This is a genomic window from Pseudomonas idahonensis, from assembly GCF_037903935.1.
In the GTDB taxonomy this organism is placed as follows: domain Bacteria; phylum Pseudomonadota; class Gammaproteobacteria; order Pseudomonadales; family Pseudomonadaceae; genus Aquipseudomonas; species Aquipseudomonas danubii.
Genome location: NZ_CP149586.1, coordinates 3,389,818 through 3,409,718 on the forward strand (window position 1 = coordinate 3,389,818; position 19,901 = coordinate 3,409,718).

The following is a 19,901-nucleotide window of genomic DNA, read 5'->3' on the forward strand; positions in this document are numbered from 1 at the left end:
TTCACCGGCCAAAAAAGGTCTGTGACGAACTGAGCAAGTCCGCCGACAGCGCCTGCGGGTCGCCGTCGATGCATTGCTCGAACCCGGGCTGGCGGTACAGCTGGCCCATGGCATGCGCATGCCGACTGTGGAGGTCCTCGGGCGCGCTCTGCAGCAGGCTCAGGTGGTAGTTCAGCGCCAGGGCGAACAGACGGGCCGAGAGTGGCAACTGCTCGCCGCTGGGCAGCTCCCCGGGGCCCTTGAGCAAGGCGTCGGCGTGAGTCATTTTCCAGGCGAGGTTGAGGATCGGATCTTCCGGCTCGGCGTGGGCGAGAATCTCTTCGATCAGCAGCCTGCTGTGGCCCAGGGCCTGATCGATGCGGCTGCCCGGCTGATTGAGGCCCATCAGCGCCAGGCAGGCGGCGCTGCGAAAGGCCGCGGGGTCGCGCCGGCTCAGGCTGCTGCGCAGCACAATCGACAGGCTGTCGAGCAGGGCTTGGAGACGGATCAGCGGATTGCCGGCCAGTTGCAGGGTCAATGCACTGACAAAACCGTCGCGCATGTCGCTGCCGGCGCAAGGCCCGGAGGCCGCTGGCAGGCCATGCAGGGGCTTGTTGCGGTAGCCCAGTTGCGTGGCCACCCGGGCCAGTACCACCGGCGGCGAAATCGGCTTGGCGATGTAATCGGCGGCGCCCAGCAGCAGCCCCAGGCGTTCATCTTCGACGCTGCTGCGCGAGGTGAGGAAAATCACCGGAATGCTTGCAGTCGCCGGGTCGCTCTTGAGCGCGCTGAGCACCTGGAAGCCGTCCATCTCAGGCATCAGGATGTCGAGAATGATCAGGTCGGGACTGGCACTGCGCGCCAGGGCCAGGCCGCGCTCGCTGTTTTTCGCCAGCAGCACTTCATACTCGCAGGTCAAGGTTTTCGACAGCACGATCAACGACTGCGGATCGTCGTCGATCGCCAGGAGGGTATAGGGCTTGGAAGCATGCTCTGCGGGCATGACGAGGGGCCTGAACAAAATAGGCCGGCAGTCTAACTTATTTGCGTTATGGGCTCCTAGCGTCCAGCTGCCGCAGTCGCTGCACCCACGCTTCGGCCGGTACACAGGCCGGGCGCGGGGGAGGGGATGCGAGACCGAGTATCAAGGCTTTTCGTACAAAGCCTAAGGATGGGACTGATGGTTGATAACCTGCGTCAGCTTCGCCAGGACGCCAGGAACCGCAGCCTTCAATAGCGCCAGAAAACCGGGGTAATCAGTACCAGCACCGTCAGGATCTCCAGGCGCCCCAGAAGCATGCCGATGGTCAGCAGCCATTTCGCCGCATCAGGCAACGATGAGAAGTTGCCGGCAGGCCCGATGATGCTGCCCACCCCGGGGCCGACGTTGCACACTGCGGTTGCAGCGCCGCTCAATGCCGTCATCCAGTCCAGGCCGATCAGGCCAAGCCCCAGGGCCAGTAGTGCGATGGTGATGGTGAAGAAGAACGAGAATGTCAGCAGCGAGCGCACAATATCCTCGTCGATGGGATGGCCGTTGTACTTTTTCTGAATCACCGCCCGTGGGTGAATCAACTGCTTCAGACTGCTGATCAGCAGACTTGCAGCGACCTGGAAACGGAAAATCTTCAAACCGCCGGCCGTGGAGCCCGAGCAGCCGCCGACAAAGGTCAGGTAAAAGAACAGCAACACTGCAAAACTACCCCATGTGGTGTAGTCACCCACGGCAATGCCGGTGGTGGTGACCACTGACGTCACATTGATCGCCACAATCCGCAGTGCATCCCACCATCCGTAATCGCTGTGCCAGGACAGCCAGGTTCCCACCGCCAGGGAGATGACGATGAGGAAACCCAGGAAGCCACGGACCTGATGATCCTTGAACAGTGCACGCCGATTGCCTCGCAACGTCGCCACATAGAGCGTGAAGGGCAGGCTGCCGAGGATCATGATGACCACCGCGATCCAGTGTATGGCCGGTTGAGTCCAATGTCCGAGCGAAGCATCGGAAGTCGAAAAACCTCCAGTTGAAATCAGTGACATGGCGTGATTGACCGCTTCGAAAGGCGTCATCCCGGCAATCCACAGCGCCAGGGTTGCCAAGCCGGTGAGCCCCAGATAGACCAGCAGGATCGACTTGGCTGCGACGTGGGAGCGAGGCGCAACCTTTTCCGACCAGTCCGAGGATTCGGTCTGGAACAAGCGCATGCCCCCGACCCGCAACAATGGCAGCACCGCCACGGCCATGCCGATGAAACCGATACCGCCCAGCCAGTGCAGCATGGAGCGCCAGATCAGCAGACCAGGCGAGGCCGAGTCCAGCCCGGTAAGGACGGTCGAGCCTGTGGTCGTGATACCCGACATCGTTTCAAAGAAGGCATCGGTGTAGCTGATTTGGTGAATGAACACCATGGGCAATGCGGCAAAGATACACACAACCAGCCAACTGCCTGTGGTCAGCAGGTACATGTCGCGGGGCCGCAGTTGGGCAGCCTCAGGACGCCCGCGCACCACCAGCAAGAAGCCACAGACAAAGGTGATCAGGCTCGACCAGAGAAAGGCCGAGAGGTCATCGTTACGCTCAAAAACCACCAGCGTGATCATGGGGATGACCATGCTCACTGCCAGCGTGATTAGAAAGATGCCCAGGATGAAACCGATAAGCCGCAATGCTGCGAGAGACATAAAAATAGCCTGCTGAATTTGCGCCGCGCAGTATCTGATGAGCGACCCTTTAGTCGCGTAAAGTTTATGTAAAATTTTTACACTGTCAGAGCGCGATGCAAGGCCTCGATGTTATTAGGATTATTCCAGGTCAAGGGCGGAAAATGGCTATGAAATCGGCGCCTATCTGCTTTCCTGGCGCCGAGGTCTGTCGAAGGCCGCGCGGTTTTCGCGCGTTAGTGGCCTTGGTGCGCCGCATCCTTGTCGACCTGCATCACGCCCTTGAACAGGGCGAACTGCTTGACTCGCTCCGGTGCCTGGGTGCTTTCAGCCTGTGCCACGGTCTTGCTCAGGCTGGCAGCGGCTTCTGGCGTGAGCCCGGCACTGTGCAAGGTGGCAGGGTCGAGCAGGGCGTCGCCGGCACAGAGCACCACGCGCCAGCCCATGGAGTTTCGCTTGAGCAAGGCACGGCCGCCACGCTCGCCCTGGGTCCAGCCGGCCACGGCGTGCTCACCCTCGACCGTGACTGGCCCGACGTGCAAAGGTGCGTCGGGGCGCTCCCAGGTATGGCGCATCATCTGTTCGATACGTTGCTGATCGGTGGATGTGTCGGCCAGTACGCCGCTGCTGAGGGTGGCAAGCAAGACCATCAATGCTGGAATTTTCATGCGGTGTCCTTGAGTTGAAACGGCCATCGGAAGATGGCCGCTGAGGGAAAGCGTCAGGCTCAAAAGCCCATTTTCACGCCCAGTTGCGCCGAGGTGCCAGGCATCGGGTAGCCGGTGCGGTAGGCATAGTCACGGTCGAACAGGTTTTCTACGGCGACAAACACTTCACCGACCTTGCCCAGGGCCGGAACGGCGTAGCCGACCCGCGCATTGACCACGGTGAAACTGTCCACCCGGGAGACGTTGCTGGCCCCGGCACTGCGTTCCTCGGCCAGGACATACATGTCTTTCTGGTACTGGGCGTCAGCGCTCAGGCGCCAAGGCCCGGTTTCGTAGGTGGTGCCCAGTGACAGCGACTGCTTGGGCGCGTAAGGCAGGGTCTTGAGTGAGGGATCGAGCCAGGTGAAGCCGACGAAGCTGCTCCATTGATCGGTCCAGCGCTGCTGCCAACTGGCCTCGGCGCCCTTGATCTGGTAGTCACCCAGGTTGATGTAGGAGGGGCGTGACACGGTGGGGGGGAAGGCGAACAGATAGCGATCCTGGAGCTTGTCCTTGAAGACTGCCAGGTCCAGGGTGGCGCTGTCGATCGGGTTGAACTTGACGCCCAATTCCTGGTGATCGAGTTTTTCCGGCTTCAAGTCCCTCCAGCTTTCGCCCAGTGCCGGAATCAGGCTGGACATCACCGAGGCTTCCAGGCCCGGGTAGTTGATGCCCCGCGATGCATTGGCGCGGAACTCGACATTGTCGGTCGACAGCAGCACCCCGGCGTGGGGCGCTGATGCGCTTTCAAAAACGTTGTGCTGGTAGGTGCGCACCCCGGCCGATGGGGTCAGGGTCCAGTTGTCGTTAAGTTCAAAGGCTTGGCTGAGGGCCAGGTGCGGCGAGGTCACCCGCAGGGTCGGGGCATCGAAGTCGGCATAAGGCGCCGGGCTCACTCGCTTGAACTTCACGTTACCCTGGCTCTCGTCGACATCCAGGCCCAGGGCCACTTCAGCGTTGTGCCAGGGCCGCAGTGTTTCCTCCCAGCGCAAGCCTTGCAGGGTGAAATCGCTGATGGTGTCGCCATCCAGCCCTTGCTGCTCCAGGGCACTGCCGCGGCCTTCATTGTGGTAGAGCTTGAGGCTGCCGTTGCCCCAGTCGTATTCATGCTCGAGGGACAGCGAGGCCAGGGTTCCGCGGGTGTTGAACTGGCCGGCCCGGGTATCGGGCAAGCCTTCCTGTCCCGGGTCCGACGCCTGGTTGTTGGCGTGCAACAGCAGTACACCGGCGTGCCAGTTGTCGTTCAAGCGATAGCCGATGCGTGCCAGACCGTTGTTCAGGCGCCCGTCGCCGTCGGGTCGGTCGCCGGCGGAACGGGCTGCGCCTTGGGCCAGCAGATAGTCCCAATCACCGCTGCGGCCGATCAGCGAGGCCTGATCGGTCGCCGTGCGAAAGCTGCCGCCGGTAAGTTGCAGTTCACCGTGCTGGTTGTCGCCGCTATCAGCGAGCCGTGGCGTGAGGTCGATCGCCGCAAAGGTGTTGCCGAATTTCTGCGGTTGCGGGCCCTTGTAGACGCTGATGCTCTGCATCGCGTTGATCGGCAGCAAGTCCAGAAGCGGGTGTCCCCAGACGCCCATGTAGAACGGCACGCCGTCGATGTAGGTCTTGATTTCGCTCCCGGGGCGACTGGCGCCCATCCCGCGAATGTACACCGCGCCGCCCTCGGCGCCGCCAAAGGAACCCACCGGGTTGAAGCGCGAAACGGTTACCCCTGGTGTGCGCCGCAGCGCCGAGGAAAGGTCCAGCGCGTTGAGGTCGCGGATCTGCTCCTGTCCCACGACGGTGGTCAGGCTGGCGAAAGAGTCGGTCTTGTTCTGGTCGATCACCGAAGAGCCCACGACCGTGGTTGGCGGCAGTTCAACAGGCAGGTTTTCTGCGCTGGCAACCGTCGCTACGCTCAGTAGCGACAGCGATACGCCGTACCACATAGCTGTGTGAGTCATTTTTTTCTCCTTGTTATGGTTCAGGTTCGATGTTTCGAAGCGTCATCGAGACCCGATCTGTCAGCTCGGGAATGCATTCACAGATTCACCGCCATGAATCTGCGGTTTGTGCTTGAGGTGCACAGGCACGCGGCCGCCGCAGGGAGTGACTGGCGCTGGATGAAACTCCAGGTTCTGCGGGCGCTCTGGCGTGCCGGCTCAGTAGCGGGGGGAGGCGCGGGGGTTGGCCGAAGGCCAGGAGTCACGGGGCGGGGCTTTGCAGCGGATGTGGCCAGGACGCGATTGGACACTTCGTGTGCGCAGCAGCCATGCCAGGCAGAAAAACAGCGCCAAGCTCAGGCTGAGGGTGCTGCACATGGGGCAATTGAACGTACTTGCCCAGCCGTTCACGGCGGCCTGTCCAGGATCGTCTGCAGGACTGATCGCCACCTCGGCCATTGAGCAGAACGCTGTCCCCGCGCCGTTGAGCATCAGGCCACTCATCTGTCCATGGGCGATACCACACGCCATTAGATTGAACAGGACACAGCCGTAGAGCATCCAGGCAACCAGGGAGCGGTGGTGTCGAGGGCGTTCCATGTGGCGACAGTATCCTTGGCAGTTGATGACACAGTGAAACAAGTGACGCCAGCGAAGCCGCTTCGCCGCATGCTGAGCCGGAACGTTCATCCTGTCCCGCTCAAGGGCGGCTTGGGCACCCGCCAAGCATAGGCTGGCTTTTTATAAAGAATTCAGAAAAGCCAGCAATGCTTCACGTTCTGGCTGTTCGAACTTGAGCACCGCATTGCGTGATCCTCGCGCCTCGCCGCCATGCCAGACAATCGCCTCCATCAGGTTGCGCGCACGGCCGTCATGCAGAAACTGGGTGTGCCCGTTCACTTGCGAGGTCAAACCTATGCCCCAGAGCGGCGGCGTACGCCATTGATTGCCATCGGCCAGGTACTCGGATCGACCATCGGCCAGCTCATCGCCCATGTCGTGCAGTAGCAGGTCGGTGTAGGGGAAAATCTTCTGCCGCCGCAGTTCCGGCTCCGCCGCGTCCCCTGTCACGTAGGAGGGAACATGGCAGGTGGCGCAACCCGCCTGATGGAACAGCGCCTTGCCCTGCAACACCTGAGGGTCGTCGACCTGCCGCCGCATGGGCACCGCCAGGTGGCGGGTGTAGAACAGGATGCTGGCGAGGATCTTGTCGCTGACTTCCGGCGTCCCGCCATTGGCCGCGCTGCGGCAGGCACTCTGGCGCTCGGTACAGTCGTCGCGCAGCCTCTGACTGCTGGTCAGGCCCATGTCCCCGGCAAAGGCGTGGGCGTTCTGTTGATTGAGACTGGGCTGGCCGGCTTTCCAGCCAAAGCGGCCGGTCACGGTCTGGCCCAGGGACTCGTCCCACACCCGGTTGACCTTGCCGCGAACCCATCGCGAGTTGGCTGCCTGGCGCGTCGCGTTGGCGTGGATATCCGCTTCGTCGATGGCTTCGAGCAAACCCAGGCCGATCATGGGCGGGGCAATCCGAACGGAGAACAGCGTGTCAGGGTGCATTGGGCCGTAACCCAGTTGGTCGATACTCAAGCTGGGTTTGCGCACGCTGATCTGGCTGCGATCGGAAAACAGCACCGGGATTTCGCTGTACTCAATGTGGATCTGTCCCTCAGGACGATGGCCTGGCAGCGCCGCGTCCTGCAGTTGCCCGCCGTAGGTGGGTTCCGGCACGACGCCGCCGCGTTGCAGTTGCAGCGCGTCACCGGACGAGGGCGGGATCGACAGCCGGACCAGCAGCGAGACGGCCGGGCCTGGCAAGTTGCCAGGGGGATGCCCGCGGCCGTCCTTGATGTGGCACCCCTGGCAGGTATCGGTATTGAACAGCGGCCCCAGGCCATCGCGGACATTGGCCCGTTCCGAGGCGGGTTTCCAGGGGTTGCGAAAGAACCCATTGCCGACAAAGAACTCCATCCGCCTGCTGGGTGACAGATTGGCCGAGGGCATGGAAAACGCATTGCTGTCGGTTTTGGCGACACTGGTTGCGCCGCCGGAAAACGCTTCGCCCGGCTCCACGATGGCAAGCTCCGACGGCGGTTGGCAGGCACTCAGACAAGCCACTAGCGCGGCAATCGCCAAGCCGCTGTGTGAAGGGCACAGACGCCGTTGTCGCATAGGCCAATGAGGCTTTTCGAGCATTGCTGCCAACCGGACCAGAGGAGGGGGCGCAAGTCTAACGACGGGATTGATTCTTAATAACCTGCGACGAACCGCCGCAGGCCATGCGCCACGACCTGGCGCCCGATCCCTAGTCAGTCAGGTGCGGCAGGGTGTCACAGGCGAGGCTTGGGCAGCGCGCGCAGTTGGCCGTAAACAGCGAGTGCGCAAGCCCGAAAAAGCCCTTAATCTATCGCCGCTTCGTGGTTTCACCCTTGGGTGGAAAATAGGGAAGCAGGTACGCCTTATGGCCAGTCCTGCGCTGCCCCCGCAACTGTGAAAGGTTAGCGCTTGTGCATGCGCCACTGGCCGGGTCCGGCCGGGAAGGCGCACTCGCGTGTCGAGCCTTGAGCCAGGAGACCTGCCACGAGTACTGCCGATGCCTTCGGCAGTTCCCAGACTCGCATCCCTCGGAGGGAGAACCGATGCATATCGAACCCGGCGTGCTCAATGCCGCCAAAGTGCTATACGCCAATGCCGCCGCCATCGCCACCTTGGCGGCGTTCGCCCCCAAGTTGCTGCGCCCTGACAACCTGATCAAGACCGTGCTCGCGGCGGCCTTCTTCTCGGTGTTCATGGAAGTGTTCCACCTGCCGGTGGGGGCATCAGAGTTGCACTTTGTCGGTGCCTCGGCGGTGTACATCATCTTCGGCTTCATCCCCACCTTGTTCGGCTTTGCCATCGGTTTGCTGCTTCAGGGGCTGTTGTTCGAACCCCAGGATCTGCTGCATCTGGGGGTCAACTCGCTGTCGTTGATGTTGCCGTTGATCGCCGCCCACGGCCTGCTCGGCCGGCGCTTCTTCGATGTCACAGGCCGCAGTGTCCGCTGGGCCGAAGTGGTCAAGTTCGATGCGCTGTATTACACCGGCGTGGTGATGATGGTGGGCTTCTGGCTGTCCCTGGGCGAAGAGCCGACGCCGCTGAGCAACTGGGCCTGGTTCGCTCTGTCCTATCTGCCGCTGGTGGTGTGTGAACCGCTGTTCACCTGTCTTGTTGCCCGCACCCTCAAGCGCTATGCCGATAACACCCTGGTGGCGCGTTTTACCTGTGTGAAGGCGCTGCACGTCGCGTGACACTGGCCGGCTTCTGCCGCCCGGACTCTCCGGGCGGCAGGTTGCCCCGACCCAAGTCGCGCTTCATCCGTTTGGTTGTTCGGTGTTAAAGTCGCCGCCATGAAATTGTCCCGCCCCGACCGTTCGCTCATTGCCTGGACCCTGTATTTTTGTGTCCTGTTCAATGTGTTCGCCTGCGGTTTGGGGCACGGCCAGATGATGGGCTTTGCCCTCAACGGCGTAGGCGGGCAGTTCTGCTCCTCCCTGGGCAGCAAGGCCCCGGTGCAGACATCCGATTTCAGCGACCAGAGCGCCAGTACCTGGGCTGGCAGTTTTTCCTGCCCGGTCTGTTCGGGAGCCGCGCTCAGTCTGGTCCTGCTGTTTTGCCTGAGCTGGCTGCTGCGTATCGGCCAGCTCCGGCGCCGTGCGCTTGAACCGCGCTGCAAGGCGCCCCCGCGCTATTCCTGGCCCTCGGCCAATCCTCGTGCCTCCCCACTGACCTGAACGCGCAAGCGGACAGCCGCCTTCGCCGCTGACCGCAGGTAGGCCTGTATCCATCATGTCTCTGGCTGCCGTTCGCGGCCGCTGCTGTGTGGCTGAATGCGGGCCGTTCGATTCTCATGATTTCGAGTGCGTGGCATGAACGGTTTTCAATGCTGGCTCCCTAGTCTGGGCGCGCGCGGCTGATGGTCTGGTGCGGCATGCGCAATGCCAGCCACCAGAACGCCTGGGTCGCGGCGTTGCTGGCAATTGTGCTGAAGATCATGGCACTGCCCATGGCCAGCGCCCTGGGCACCCTGAGCCTGGAACAGCTGCTGTCGGGCAGCTTCTGTTCGTCCGGCGGCGTGCGGCAGATTGCCGTGTCCCTGGACAAGGAACCGTCCAGTTCGGCGGTGCAGGGCGATTCTGCCCATTGCTGCTGCTCGCAATCGATCGGCGCCGCGCCCCTGGGGGCGTCCTCCCTGGTCTTGCCGGGCTTTCTCGGCCTGGCGCCGCGCCTGCCAAGGTTTCTGTTGTTCAGCGTTACACCCCGTGACCGCTGGCCGTCGCTCAACCCCAGGGCTTCTCCTGCATCTTGCGCATGACCGCAGTTAACAGCACACCCCGGACCTTAGGTCGGACCGAGTGTGCTCATGGTTATTGGTGAGATGGGAAGGAGCACCTCATGGCTCGGATTATTCAAGGTGGGCATCAGCAGACGATGCCCTCTCTGTGGCTGCCACTGCAGGCGCCTTACAGCGCTGCCAACAACAGGATTCATCACCAAAGGAGCCTTGCATGCGCGCACTAGCCATTGCGTCCGGCGCCTCGCGCCTGGTCAGTCGGAACGCACAATCGCGTAACCACGGCGACTTTTTGCTGCCGTTTCCCGATTACCCGAGCAACGCCCGTAGCTTCGTGCACCTGGACGCACGCCTGCTGCCGTACTGGCACACCCTGTTCGATGTCTGTCCGGGGCTGCTCAAGCTTGATCCTCCGGATGGTTTGAATATCTTTCGCGGGTTCATGACCTGGGCCTATCGCAATCATCCTCCGCTGAACTGGACCTATTACCTGAGCGTGTGCCGCTGGCTACTGGGTTCGCGGTATCAGGCGCAGATCACCGAGGAGCACGTAGAGGCGTTCATGAGCGCAGCGGCCGCGCGCTGGATCAATACCGACGACAGTCAGGCCCGCGGGCTGGTGCTGGCCTGGCGCGGGTCACCGGACTGGGTGTTTGACTGGAAGGTGGCGCCGCGCCTGGTGCCGGCGGCCGATGGCGAGCCGGAGGAATACCCGCCAGTGCCCTGGGACTTTGCCTGGTGCCCGTTAAGCAGCAAGGGAGGCTCGGGTTTCCGGCGCTGGTTGCCGATTCCTTGAGGGGAACGCGAACGGCTTGCGAGGGTTGCCGGCACGCTTAGCTCAGATTGTGCTTTGGCCCCTTGCATGACCTGCGACAAAGCACCACAGCTGTGGCGGCATCAGCCATGACCCGCGCCCGTCGCGCCATGCCCGAAAAGCCGCGGCGCGTGTGCCCGAATGTCGCAGTTGTTGCCCCCCCGCAAGCCCTCATACAGTGTGCGGGCTTTGAGCGGAGGCAGACACTTCCACGGTTAGCTCAAAACGCTGCATTTGAACCAGTGTTGCTGCTGGTTGCATGGCCCTCCGTCCCGGAGGGCTTTTTTTTACCTGATAACACCAGGTCATCGCGTCGGGGCCCGATCTCCGGCACTCATGAAATGACCGGCTTGCCTTGTCGTGCCTTGCAGGGCTGGCACGAGTCTGGCGCAGGCAGGAGGAAAGACGATGTTCAACAGTTCTTTGAGCAAGGAAATCACTGTGATTCTGGTGATCAAGCTCCTGGTGCTTGTGCTCATCAAGTGCATCTGGTTCTCCCAGCCCAGCGTGCCGGACTCTGCCCCCCAGCCCATGGCCCAACACCTGTTGGGTTCTGCTGAAAAAAACTATGAAGGAGAGCCGAGATGATCTCGGAAAGCGTTGTTGATCTATCGCGCCTGCAATTTGCAATGACCGCGCTCTACCACTTTCTGTTCGTACCGCTGACCCTGGGACTGTCTGTGATCCTGGCCATCATGGAGTCGGTCTACGTGATGACCGGCAAGCAAGTCTACAAGGACATGGTCAAGTTCTGGGGCAAGTTGTTCGGCATCAATTTTGCCCTGGGCGTGACCACGGGACTGACCATGGAGTTTCAGTTCGGCACCAACTGGGCCTATTACGCCCACTACGTGGGGGACATTTTTGGGGCGCCGCTGGCCATCGAAGGCCTGATGGCGTTCTTCCTGGAGTCGACCTTCATCGGCTTGTTCTTCTTCGGCTGGGATCGTCTGTCACGCCGCCAGCACCTGGCCGTCACTTGGCTGGTGGCGCTGGGCTCGAATCTGTCGGCGCTGTGGATTCTGATCGCCAATGGCTGGATGCAGAACCCGGTGGGTGCCGAGTTCAACATCGAAACCATGCGCATGGAACTGGTGAGCTTCAGCGCCTTGCTGTTCAACCCGGTGGCGCAGGTCAAGTTCGTCCATACCGTGGCTTCCGGTTACGTCACCGGCGCGGTGTTCGTGCTGGCCATTTCCAGCTTCTATCTGCTGAACAAGCGCGACCTGGGGTTTGCCCGACGCTCGTTTGCCATCGCCTCGGCCTTTGGGCTGGCGGCGATCGCCTCGGTGATCGTGCTGGGCGACGAATCCGGCTACGAGATCGGCGATGTGCAGAAGACCAAGCTGGCGGCCATCGAAGCCGAGTGGCACACCGAGCCGGCACCGGCGGCGTTCACCCTGTTCGGGTTGCCCAATCGCGAAACCATGCACACCGATTACGCGGTCAAGGTGCCTTACCTGCTGGGCCTCATCGCCACTCGCTCGCTGGACACTCAGGTGACCGGTATCAGTGACCTGCTGGTGCAGCACGAGGCGCGCATCCGTAACGGCATGCTGGCCTACGGTTTGCTGGAGCAGATCCGCGCGGGGGACAAGTCGCAAGCGACGCTGGCCGCGTTCGACGGGGCCAAGCGCGATCTGGGTTATGGCCTGCTGCTGAAGAAGTACACGCCCCGGGTAGTCGATGCCAGCGCCGAGCAGATCCACCTTGCCGCCCAGGACACCATCCCCAATGTGTTCAGCCTGTTCTGGAGTTTCCGCCTGATGGTGCTCAGCGGGGTGCTGATGCTGGCGCTGTTCATCTGTGCCTTCTGGGCCTCGGCGCGCAAGAACGAAGAGCACAAGCCCTGGCTGCTGAAGTGGGCGCTGTGGAGTTTGCCGCTGCCCTGGGTTGCTACCCAGACCGGTTGGTTTGTCGCTGAACACGGGCGTCAGCCCTGGTCCATTGGCGAAGTGCTGCCGACCCACCTGTCTGCCTCCAGCGTGGCCAGTACGGATATCTGGGGTTCTCTGCTGGCGCTGGTGGCGTTCTACAGCGTGCTGCTGGTGATCGAGATGTACCTGATGATCAAGTTCGCCCGGCTTGGGCCGAGCAGCCTGCACACCGGGCGCTATCACTTCGAACAACCCCAGGTTGTACAACCGGCCCACGCTTGAGGAGATGAGCATGTTTGATTACGAAACCCTGAAGCTGGCCTGGTGGGTGCTGATCGGCGTATTGCTGATCGGCTTTGCCCTGACCGACGGCTTTGACCTGGGGGCGGCGGCCCTGATGCCTTTTGTCGGCCGAGACGATGACGAACGCCGGGTGGTGATCAATACCATCGCCCCGCACTGGGATGGCAATCAGGTGTGGTTTATCACGGCCGGCGGAGCCCTATTCGCGGCCTGGCCGATGGTGTACGCCACGGCCTTCTCGGGCTTTTACTGGGCCATGCTGCTGGTGCTGTTCGCCTTGTTCGTGCGGCCGGTGGGCTTCGACTATCGCAGCAAGTTGCCCAACAGCCGCTGGCGCAGCAGCTGGGACTGGGCTTTGTGCCTGGGTGCGGTGGTGCCGTCGCTGGTGTTCGGCGTGGCTTTTGGCAACCTGTTTCTAGGGCTGCCGTTTCAGTTCGACAATGATTTGCGCCTGGCCTTTGCCGGGAGCTTCTGGCACCTGCTCAGCCCCTTTGCCTTGCTGTGTGGCTTAGTCAGCCTGAGCATGCTGTGCCTGCACGGCGGCACCTGGCTGATGATGCGTACCGAACAGGCCATGGCTCAGCGTGCCCGGCGCGCCGCGCAGTGGTCGCTGTTGGTGTATCTGGTGGCGTTTATCGCAACTGGCGCCTGGCTGGTGCTGGGCAATCTGCAGGGGCTGGTTGTGGCCTCGGCCTTCGATCCGGGGGCGGTGCTCAATCCGCTGGCCAAGGTCGTGGCGTTGAACAATCACGGCTGGCTTGACAACTATGGGCGTTACCCTCTGAGCAAACTGGCGCCCGGCCTGGCCCTGCTGGGCGCAGCCCTGAGCTTTGCCGCGGTCACCGCCCGTTGTTCCGGCTGGGCCTTTCTCGGCTCCAGCCTGGTCATAGTCGGCACCTTGTGCACCGCCGGTTTTGCCCTGTTTCCCTTTGTCCTGCCATCCAGCCTCGACCCTGCCTCCAGCCTGACGGTGTGGGACGCGGTGTCGAGTCAGAAGACCCTGGGCATCATGCTGGTGGTCGCGAGCATCTTCGTGCCGCTGATCCTCTGCTACACGCTCTGGGGTTACTTCAAGATGTGGGGCCGGCTCACGGCCGGGCACATCAAAGCCAATGATCACGGCCTCTACTAAGGCACACGGGAGACGATTGCTATGTGGTATTTCGCTTGGATTCTGGGTGTGTTGCTGGCCTGCAGCCTGGGCATCATCAATGCCCTGTGGCTGGAAACTGTTCTGGACCTGGACGCGGAGCCCGAGGCCGATGCCTGAGCGCAGACGCTGGACACAGCACGGCGCGTGCCGGGCTGTGTTGCTGCTCCTCGCGGCGCCGTTGGGCCTGCTGCTGTTGATCCACCCGGGATCGATGGTCGGCGCCGACGGGCACTACAGCCACCCGCTGCTGATGCTGGTGATGCTGGGGATCTGCAGCGGCTTCATTCATGGCTTGGGCTTCACACCGGCATCGGTGTGGGCACGCGGGTTGATCCATCCGCTGCTGAGCGGGTGCCTGCTGGGCTACGGCTACTGGCTCTTGATGCAGGCCTCGGCCTAACCCCCAGCCGGTGATCGACACCGGCTATCGACCTGACTGCGGTTGCGCTGCAACCGCAGAACAGGGCAGGGCGCGCGGCGCCTTACTTCGACATCCAGCTGATCACTGCTTGGTAATCCTCGGCGCTGCAATCCATGCACAAGCCACGGGGCGGCATGGCATTGAAGCCTTCGGTCACGTGCTTGACCAATACGTCAGTGCCTTGAGCCAGGCGCGGCTTCCAGGCTTCCTGATCGCCTTTTTTCGGCGCCATGGGCAACTGCCCACTGTGGCAGGCGGTGCAGGCGCGGTTGAACACCGCCTCCGGGTCCTGGGCGGCGTGAGCCGTGGTGAATGCGAGTAAACAGGCAGCAGCCAATAGCGTCTTCATAAGGGTCCTTATCGTGTTCTTATCATCAGGTTGTCGCGCAGGCGCGCGCTCGACGCAGTGTAGGGAGGGGGATTTTACGCACCCACTGCGACAGCCTGCCGCAGGTGCCGGCGGCCAGCGCGCAGTCAGGCGATCCGTCGGCCGGCGATAGACGGCCTGTGGCGGATTGTCGCACTGCGGGCCGGCAAAGCCCGGGTGCTACATTGCCGGCCGACGTGGTGCTTTCTCTAGGCAGGGTTACATCACGTCACTGAGTGCCGGTGTTTCGCGAGGAGCCCGGCACTCTTTTGCAGATTTCACGGCTCGGGCCTGGCAGGCATCGACGCCAACGATCAGGCACTCAAGCACGGAACATGCCCCTTCACCGGGCATCGCTGATACACCCAAACGGCAGGGACACTTGCATGATCTTCAACCGGCACCGGCGACACGCTCGGCCCACGCTCGACCTGCTGGTCTGCCTGTTGGCCATGGTCTTGCAGGCGGTGACCTGGGCCAGCATGCCGATGCCCGTCGCGGGCTCCAGCGCCAGCGATGAGTGGCTGCTGGTGTGCACCGCCCAAGGCATGCAGCGCGTGTCCCTTGCCGAGTTCCAGGCCCGCGCCGGCCAGGATCAGGATCAGAATCAGGATGACAGCCAGGGGCAGGGGGCTGCCCAAGGTTGTGCCCTGTGCCCCTTTGTCGGTGGTGTGGCGCTGCAGCCAGCCTGGCCCAGGTTGTCGACAGCCCGCGTCGGCCATGAGGTCCCTGGCGCCCCTGAAAATACCCGTCCTCCCGTCTGCAATAGCGACGACACGTCCCAGGCCAGGGCGCCGCCGGCCATCGGCTGATCGCCTGTCATCACGCCAGCCCTGAAGTTGTAGGCCTGGCGCACTTTCGTGATCACCTTTGGACGTCCTGTCATGTCTGCTATGACCCCGGTAGCGGCCGCCTTGCGCGTTGCCGAACCTTTTGCCGTGCATTCTTTTCATCACTCTGGCGCCGCCCATGGCGGGCCGGGCCGGCGCCGCTGGCCATTGTCGCTGCTGACGATTTCCTGCGCGCTGGCCATCAACAGCGCTTATGGGCAAGCCTCGGCCTCGGACGAGGCCATGTCGCCTTTCGCCCTGGACACCACCACCATCACCGCAACCCGCACCGCCAACAGTGGGTTTGCGCTGCCGGCGTCGGTGTCGGTTGTCGATCGCCAGCAACTCGATGACGCCCAGGTCAATACCCTGGCGACGGCCCTGCGCACCCTGCCCAACGTGAACTACGGCGGTGGCCCCCGGGCCGCCGCGCAAAGTCCGGCGATCCGTGGCCTGCAGGGACCGCGGATCATCCTCACGGTGGATGGCGCACGGCGTAACAATGACGGCGGGGTCAATACTCCGCTGCTGATCGATCCGGACCTGATCCGGCAGATCGACGTGGTCCGTGGGCCAATGTCCGCCGCTTATGGCAGCGGCGGGCTGGGCGGGGTGATGGCCATCGAGACGCTCAATGCCGACGACATTCTTGACCCGGGCCAAAGCAGTGGTGGCCGGATCAAGGCCGGTTATCGCAGCGCCAACCGCGAGTCGTCGAGCAACCTGACCCTGGCCGCGCGCGGGGATCGGGCGGATGTTCTGGCCAGCGGCACCTACCGTGACTACGGCACCATTCATACCGGGGCCAGCGGCGCCGACGCCCAGTACCCCAATGACGGCCAGCTCAAGAGTGGCCTGCTCAAGACCCGTTTCTCGCCCAACGAGCTGAACCATTTCGAGCTGGGTTACCAGCGCTTTGCCGACGAGATGGTCGGCCCGACCAACCCTGGTGGCAACCTGCTGTTTCCGTTCTCGCAGAAACTCCAGCGTGAACAGGAGCAGTACAACGCCAGCTGGGCCTTCGAGGATACCGAGCAGCGTTTGCTGGACGGCAAGCTGGCGGTTTACCAGACGCGCTTCACCCTCGACGGCGACAGCCGTTCGGTGCCACGCCAACCCACCACCGCGACCCAGACCAAGACTCTGGGCGCCAGCCTGCAGAACACCAGCCGCATTGAGGTGGGGAGCGGTTCGCACCATCGTGTGACCTACGGCGTGGACGGTTACCGCGACACCAACGAAAACGCCTCCGACGGTCAGTCCAACAGCGTGTTGCCCAATGGCCAGATGCGCGCCCTGGGTGGTTTTGTTCAGGATGAGATGGCCTTTCTCGACGACTGGACCCTGATTGCCGCCCTGCGCCATGACGACTATCGCCTGACATCCCCCGGCCAGGAAGACTCCAGCCACAGCCGGCTTTCGCCCAAGGTGGCGCTCAAGTATCAGCCCTGGGAATTCCTCGGGGTGTTCGTCAGCTACGGCGAGGCGTTCCGCGCGCCCACCATGACCGAGATGTTCGGCAACCTGAACACTCGCCGGGCGCTGTTCAATTTTCGCCCCAATCCCGGCCTCAAGCCGGAAACCAGCAAGACCCGGGAGGTCGGTGCCACGCTGGCGTTCGATGACCTGCTGGCCGGGGGTGACAGCCTGCAGGCCAAGGTCACCTACTTTCGCGAAGACGTCGACGACCTGATCGATCAGCAGGTGGTCGGCCGTTATGCGCGACAGGCGCCGTTTGCCGGCACCGGGATGATCTTCCAGCGGGTCAACGTGGCCCAGGCCCAGCGCCATGGCGGCGAGGCGCAACTGAGCTACCAATGGCAGCGCCTGTCCCTGGGCGCCGGCTATTCGCGGCTGCGCTCGCGCAATGCCGACACTGGGGCGCAGTTGTATGCACCGCCGGACAAGTTGGTGCTCGGCGGCCAGTACCGCCTGGATGAGCACTGGTCCCTGAACTACCAGGGCCAGTACGTCTGGGCCCAGGACTACGACGCCACCGAGCTGCGGCGGCGCAAGGGCTACGTGATCCACGACATCGGAGGTGCTTTCGAGTACCGCCAATACCGCGCCGACCTGGGCGTCAGCAACCTGTTCGACAAGGCCTACAGCACTTATCAGCAGTCGTTGGCCAACACCTTTACCTATGAAGAAGGCCGCAGCGTGAACCTCACGCTGAGCGCGCGTTTCTGACCTCGGGAGCTTCACGATGGGTTATTTGACTTCACGCCTTGCCCTGATCGCCCTGATCGCCCTGGCCGGCCTGGCCGGGTGCGCCGCGAAGGAACCAGTGCCCCCTGCCGAGCAGGCGGTCACTGTGGATTTCGCCCTGGTGGCCGGCGCTCAGCCGGTGAACTGCGGCCAACCCTTTGGCCCACTAGGCCGCGACCGCAAGAGGCTGTCGCTGCACGATGCGCGCTTCTATGTACAGGACGTGGCCCTGATCGACGCGGCGGGCCAGCGGGTGCCCCTGCGCCTGGATATCAATGACTGGCAGGACGCCCAGGTGGCCTTGCTCGACTTCGAAGACGGCAGCGGGCATTGCGCAGGTGGCACGCCAGGCACCCACACCCAGGTATCCGGCCACGTACCACCCGGGCACTACCGGGGTCTGAGCCTGACCCTGGGCGTGCCGGAGGCGTTGAACCACACCAGCACCGAACTGCAGGGCGCGCCCCTTGACCTGGCCGCCATGGGCTGGAGCTGGCAGGCCGGGCGCAAGTTCATCAAGGTCGAGGTCGATCCTGTCGGCGGCGTGACCAAGGTCGACGGCGCCAGGGCCAACACTTGGTACCTGCACCTGGGCGCCACTGGCTGCAACGGCAACCCGGTGACCGGTGAGACGGTGGCGTGCCAGCGGGCCAACCGCATTCCCCTGACGCTGCCGGACTTCGATCCGGGCAGACAGCGGGTGGTCCTGGATCTGGCGGCCCTGTTTCAGGACAGCACCCTGGGCCAGGACCGGGGCGCCGCGGTGGGTTGCATGAGCGGCCCCAGCGATCCCGAGTGCGTCACGCTGTTTCCGCGCCTGGGCCTGGACTTGAGCAGCGGCCTGCCGCTGCAACCGGGACAGTCGCCGGCTTTTGCGGCGCGCGCCAAGCCATGAAGGGCAGGGGCGGATACCGGCTCGCAGGGCTGCTGCTGAGCGTGGTTGTGGCCTGGCCGGTGGCTGCGCAGGACTGGCGCTGGCAACTGCCGTCCCATGTGCCGGAGCCGCGGGTGCCGGTGGACAACCCGATGTCGGCGGCCAAGGTCGAACTGGGTCGGCGGCTGTTCTATGACCCGCGACTGTCGGCCACGGGCAACCGCTCCTGCAGCGCTTGCCACCTGCAGGAGCGGGCCTTCAGCGACGGTCGCGCGCTGTCGGTGGGCGGCACCGGGGAACTGACTCACCGCAATGCCCCTGGGCTGGCCAACAGTGCCTGGAACGCCACCTATAACTGGGCGGCGCCGGCCATCGTCAGCCTGGAGCGGCAGATGGAAGTCCCGCTGTTTGGCGACGACCCGATCGAGATGGGGGTCAATGACGGCAATCGCCAGCAGATCCTCGCGCGGCTGGCGGCCGATCCGCTGTACCCGCCGCTGTTCCGCCAGGCCTTCGCCGATCAGCCGCAGCCGTTGAGCATGGCCTCGGTGATCCGGGCGATCTCGGCCTTCGAGCGTTCCATCGTCTCGGTGGACAGCCGTTATGACCGCTACCTGCAGGGCCGCGAGCAACTGAGCGAGAGCGAGCAGCGGGGCATGGCGCTGTTCTTTGGCGAGCGCGCCGAATGCCATCACTGTCACGGCAGCTTCAATTTCAACGATCAGGTGGTGCATGCCCGCAGCCGGGTGGTGGACACCCCGTTTCACAACACCGGGCTGTACAACATCGACGGCGCCGGCGGCTTTCCCTTCCCCAATCGTGGGCTCTATGAAAGCACCGGCAAGCCCGAGGACATGGGCGCCTTTCGTGCTCCGAGCCTGCGCAACGTCGAGGTCACCGGGCCCTATATGCACGACGGCAGCCTGGCCACGCTGGAAGCGGTGATCGACTTCTACTCCGAGGGTGGTCGCTTGATCGCCAGCGGCCCGCAGCAGGGCGATGGGCGCCTGAACCCGCACAAGAGTGGGCTGATTGCGCGCATCGATTTCACCGCGCAAGAGAAGCGCGACCTGCTGGCCTTTCTCAAGGCCCTGACCGACGACTCGCTGCTCCACGACCCGCGCTGGCAAGACCCGTGGAAGCGCCGGCCTTGATCCGACCCCCATCACCACGCTCGTTCCCGCCGGGAGCAAGGAGGCTGCTCGTAAGAAAACCACCCGCTGCGCCGCGTTACCTCAACGGCGAATTCGCCAAACCCCGGGCGCCTGCGCCCATTCAATCAAGCAAGGAGCAATACCCATGAGCATCAAGATCGCTAAAAAACACACCCTGCACATCGCCGGTCGCGCCGGGGCCTGCTGCGCCTCGTGCTGTGCCCCGGTAGGCGTTAACTAAAAGCCTTCCCGCCACGGGCGCCCGGCGTGCGTGGCGGGTCTTGAGCAAGGAGGTGCAAGA

At 63.2% G+C, this 19,901-nt stretch carries 21 protein-coding genes and 1 riboswitch; of the genes, 14 read left to right on the plus strand and 7 right to left on the minus strand.

Annotated elements, in window-relative coordinates; translation table 11 throughout:
* Position 1: 1 nt before the first annotated feature.
* The 6 genes from WIN67_RS15310 to WIN67_RS15335 all read right to left on the minus strand — a co-directional run bounded on the left by WIN67_RS15310 (position 2) and on the right by WIN67_RS15335 (position 7,441).
* Complete coding sequence (locus WIN67_RS15310) at positions 2-982, minus strand: response regulator (RefSeq protein ID WP_339071654.1); 981 nt, start codon at positions 980-982, stop codon at positions 2-4.
* Positions 983-1,209: 227 nt separating this feature from the next.
* The gene (locus tag WIN67_RS15315; RefSeq protein WP_339071656.1) at positions 1,210-2,664 is read right to left on the minus strand and encodes a TrkH family potassium uptake protein; all 1,455 of its coding nucleotides are present in this window, start codon (positions 2,662-2,664) and stop codon (positions 1,210-1,212) included.
* A 215-nt stretch (positions 2,665-2,879) separates the two neighbouring features.
* A complete protein-coding gene (locus WIN67_RS15320) occupies positions 2,880-3,311 on the minus strand; it encodes a copper uptake system-associated protein (RefSeq protein ID WP_253166563.1) in 432 nt (143 codons plus the stop codon).
* 59 nt (positions 3,312-3,370) lie between these two features.
* Positions 3,371-5,293, minus strand: a complete 1,923-nt coding sequence (locus WIN67_RS15325; RefSeq protein ID WP_253166562.1) for a TonB-dependent receptor — start codon at positions 5,291-5,293, stop codon at positions 3,371-3,373.
* Positions 5,294-5,491: 198 nt separating this feature from the next.
* Positions 5,492-5,872 carry a DUF2946 domain-containing protein gene (locus WIN67_RS15330; RefSeq protein WP_253166561.1) on the minus strand — a complete coding sequence of 127 codons (381 nt, stop codon included), beginning with the start codon at positions 5,870-5,872 and terminating at the stop codon, positions 5,492-5,494.
* 141 nt (positions 5,873-6,013) lie between these two features.
* Positions 6,014-7,441, minus strand: coding sequence for a di-heme oxidoredictase family protein (locus WIN67_RS15335; RefSeq protein WP_263010980.1), 1,428 nt, complete (start codon positions 7,439-7,441; stop codon positions 6,014-6,016).
* 229 nt (positions 7,442-7,670) lie between these two features.
* Positions 7,671-7,866, plus strand: a riboswitch (cobalamin riboswitch).
* Positions 7,867-7,908: 42 nt separating this feature from the next.
* Between WIN67_RS15335 and WIN67_RS15340 the strand changes: the two genes are divergently transcribed.
* From WIN67_RS15340 to WIN67_RS15380, 9 genes are all read left to right on the plus strand, one after another.
* Entirely contained in the window at positions 7,909-8,556 is a 648-nt protein-coding gene (locus tag WIN67_RS15340) for an energy-coupling factor ABC transporter permease (RefSeq protein WP_273922589.1), read from the plus strand.
* A 99-nt stretch (positions 8,557-8,655) separates the two neighbouring features.
* Positions 8,656-9,039, plus strand: a complete 384-nt coding sequence (locus tag WIN67_RS15345) for a DUF2946 domain-containing protein (protein ID WP_273922590.1) — start codon at positions 8,656-8,658, stop codon at positions 9,037-9,039.
* Between the two features lie 197 nt (positions 9,040-9,236).
* Positions 9,237-9,620: a DUF2946 family protein gene (locus WIN67_RS15350; protein ID WP_273922591.1), complete on the plus strand. Its 384-nt coding sequence runs from the start codon at positions 9,237-9,239 to the stop codon at positions 9,618-9,620.
* A gap of 193 nt (positions 9,621-9,813) precedes the next feature.
* Entirely contained in the window at positions 9,814-10,395 is a 582-nt protein-coding gene (locus tag WIN67_RS15355; RefSeq protein ID WP_273922592.1) for a putative natural product biosynthesis protein, read from the plus strand.
* Between the two features lie 426 nt (positions 10,396-10,821).
* Positions 10,822-11,001: a cytochrome oxidase putative small subunit CydP gene (gene cydP / locus WIN67_RS15360; protein ID WP_273922593.1), complete on the plus strand. Its 180-nt coding sequence runs from the start codon at positions 10,822-10,824 to the stop codon at positions 10,999-11,001.
* Positions 10,998-12,572, plus strand: coding sequence for a cytochrome ubiquinol oxidase subunit I (locus WIN67_RS15365; protein WP_306382073.1), 1,575 nt, complete (start codon positions 10,998-11,000; stop codon positions 12,570-12,572). The genes cydP and WIN67_RS15365 overlap by 4 nt, the downstream gene beginning before the upstream one ends.
* Before the next feature lie 10 nt (positions 12,573-12,582).
* A complete protein-coding gene (gene cydB, locus WIN67_RS15370) occupies positions 12,583-13,725 on the plus strand; it encodes a cytochrome d ubiquinol oxidase subunit II (RefSeq protein WP_273922595.1) in 1,143 nt (380 codons plus the stop codon).
* A 21-nt stretch (positions 13,726-13,746) separates the two neighbouring features.
* A complete protein-coding gene (gene cydX, locus WIN67_RS15375) occupies positions 13,747-13,863 on the plus strand; it encodes a cytochrome bd-I oxidase subunit CydX (protein WP_273922597.1) in 117 nt (38 codons plus the stop codon).
* A gap of 37 nt (positions 13,864-13,900) precedes the next feature.
* Positions 13,901-14,146 carry a cyd operon YbgE family protein gene (locus WIN67_RS15380; protein ID WP_372859212.1) on the plus strand — a complete coding sequence of 82 codons (246 nt, stop codon included), beginning with the start codon at positions 13,901-13,903 and terminating at the stop codon, positions 14,144-14,146.
* Between the two features lie 82 nt (positions 14,147-14,228).
* Here the strand turns inward: WIN67_RS15380 and WIN67_RS15385 are convergent, their stop codons facing one another.
* Entirely contained in the window at positions 14,229-14,516 is a 288-nt protein-coding gene (locus tag WIN67_RS15385; protein WP_253084788.1) for a c-type cytochrome, read from the minus strand.
* A 404-nt stretch (positions 14,517-14,920) separates the two neighbouring features.
* Between WIN67_RS15385 and WIN67_RS15390 the strand changes: the two genes are divergently transcribed.
* From WIN67_RS15390 to mbnA, 5 genes are all read left to right on the plus strand, one after another.
* A complete protein-coding gene (locus WIN67_RS15390; RefSeq protein ID WP_339071665.1) occupies positions 14,921-15,346 on the plus strand; it encodes a DUF2946 family protein in 426 nt (141 codons plus the stop codon).
* Between the two features lie 72 nt (positions 15,347-15,418).
* Complete coding sequence (locus WIN67_RS15395) at positions 15,419-17,554, plus strand: TonB-dependent hemoglobin/transferrin/lactoferrin family receptor (RefSeq protein WP_339071667.1); 2,136 nt, start codon at positions 15,419-15,421, stop codon at positions 17,552-17,554.
* Between the two features lie 16 nt (positions 17,555-17,570).
* Positions 17,571-18,467, plus strand: coding sequence for an MbnP family copper-binding protein (locus WIN67_RS15400; RefSeq protein WP_339069047.1), 897 nt, complete (start codon positions 17,571-17,573; stop codon positions 18,465-18,467).
* Between the two features lie 41 nt (positions 18,468-18,508).
* Positions 18,509-19,600: a methanobactin export MATE transporter MbnM gene (locus tag WIN67_RS15405; protein WP_306382076.1), complete on the plus strand. Its 1,092-nt coding sequence runs from the start codon at positions 18,509-18,511 to the stop codon at positions 19,598-19,600.
* A gap of 145 nt (positions 19,601-19,745) precedes the next feature.
* Positions 19,746-19,841, plus strand: a complete 96-nt coding sequence (gene mbnA, locus WIN67_RS15410) for a methanobactin (RefSeq protein ID WP_016963189.1) — start codon at positions 19,746-19,748, stop codon at positions 19,839-19,841.
* Positions 19,842-19,901 lie beyond the last annotated feature (60 nt).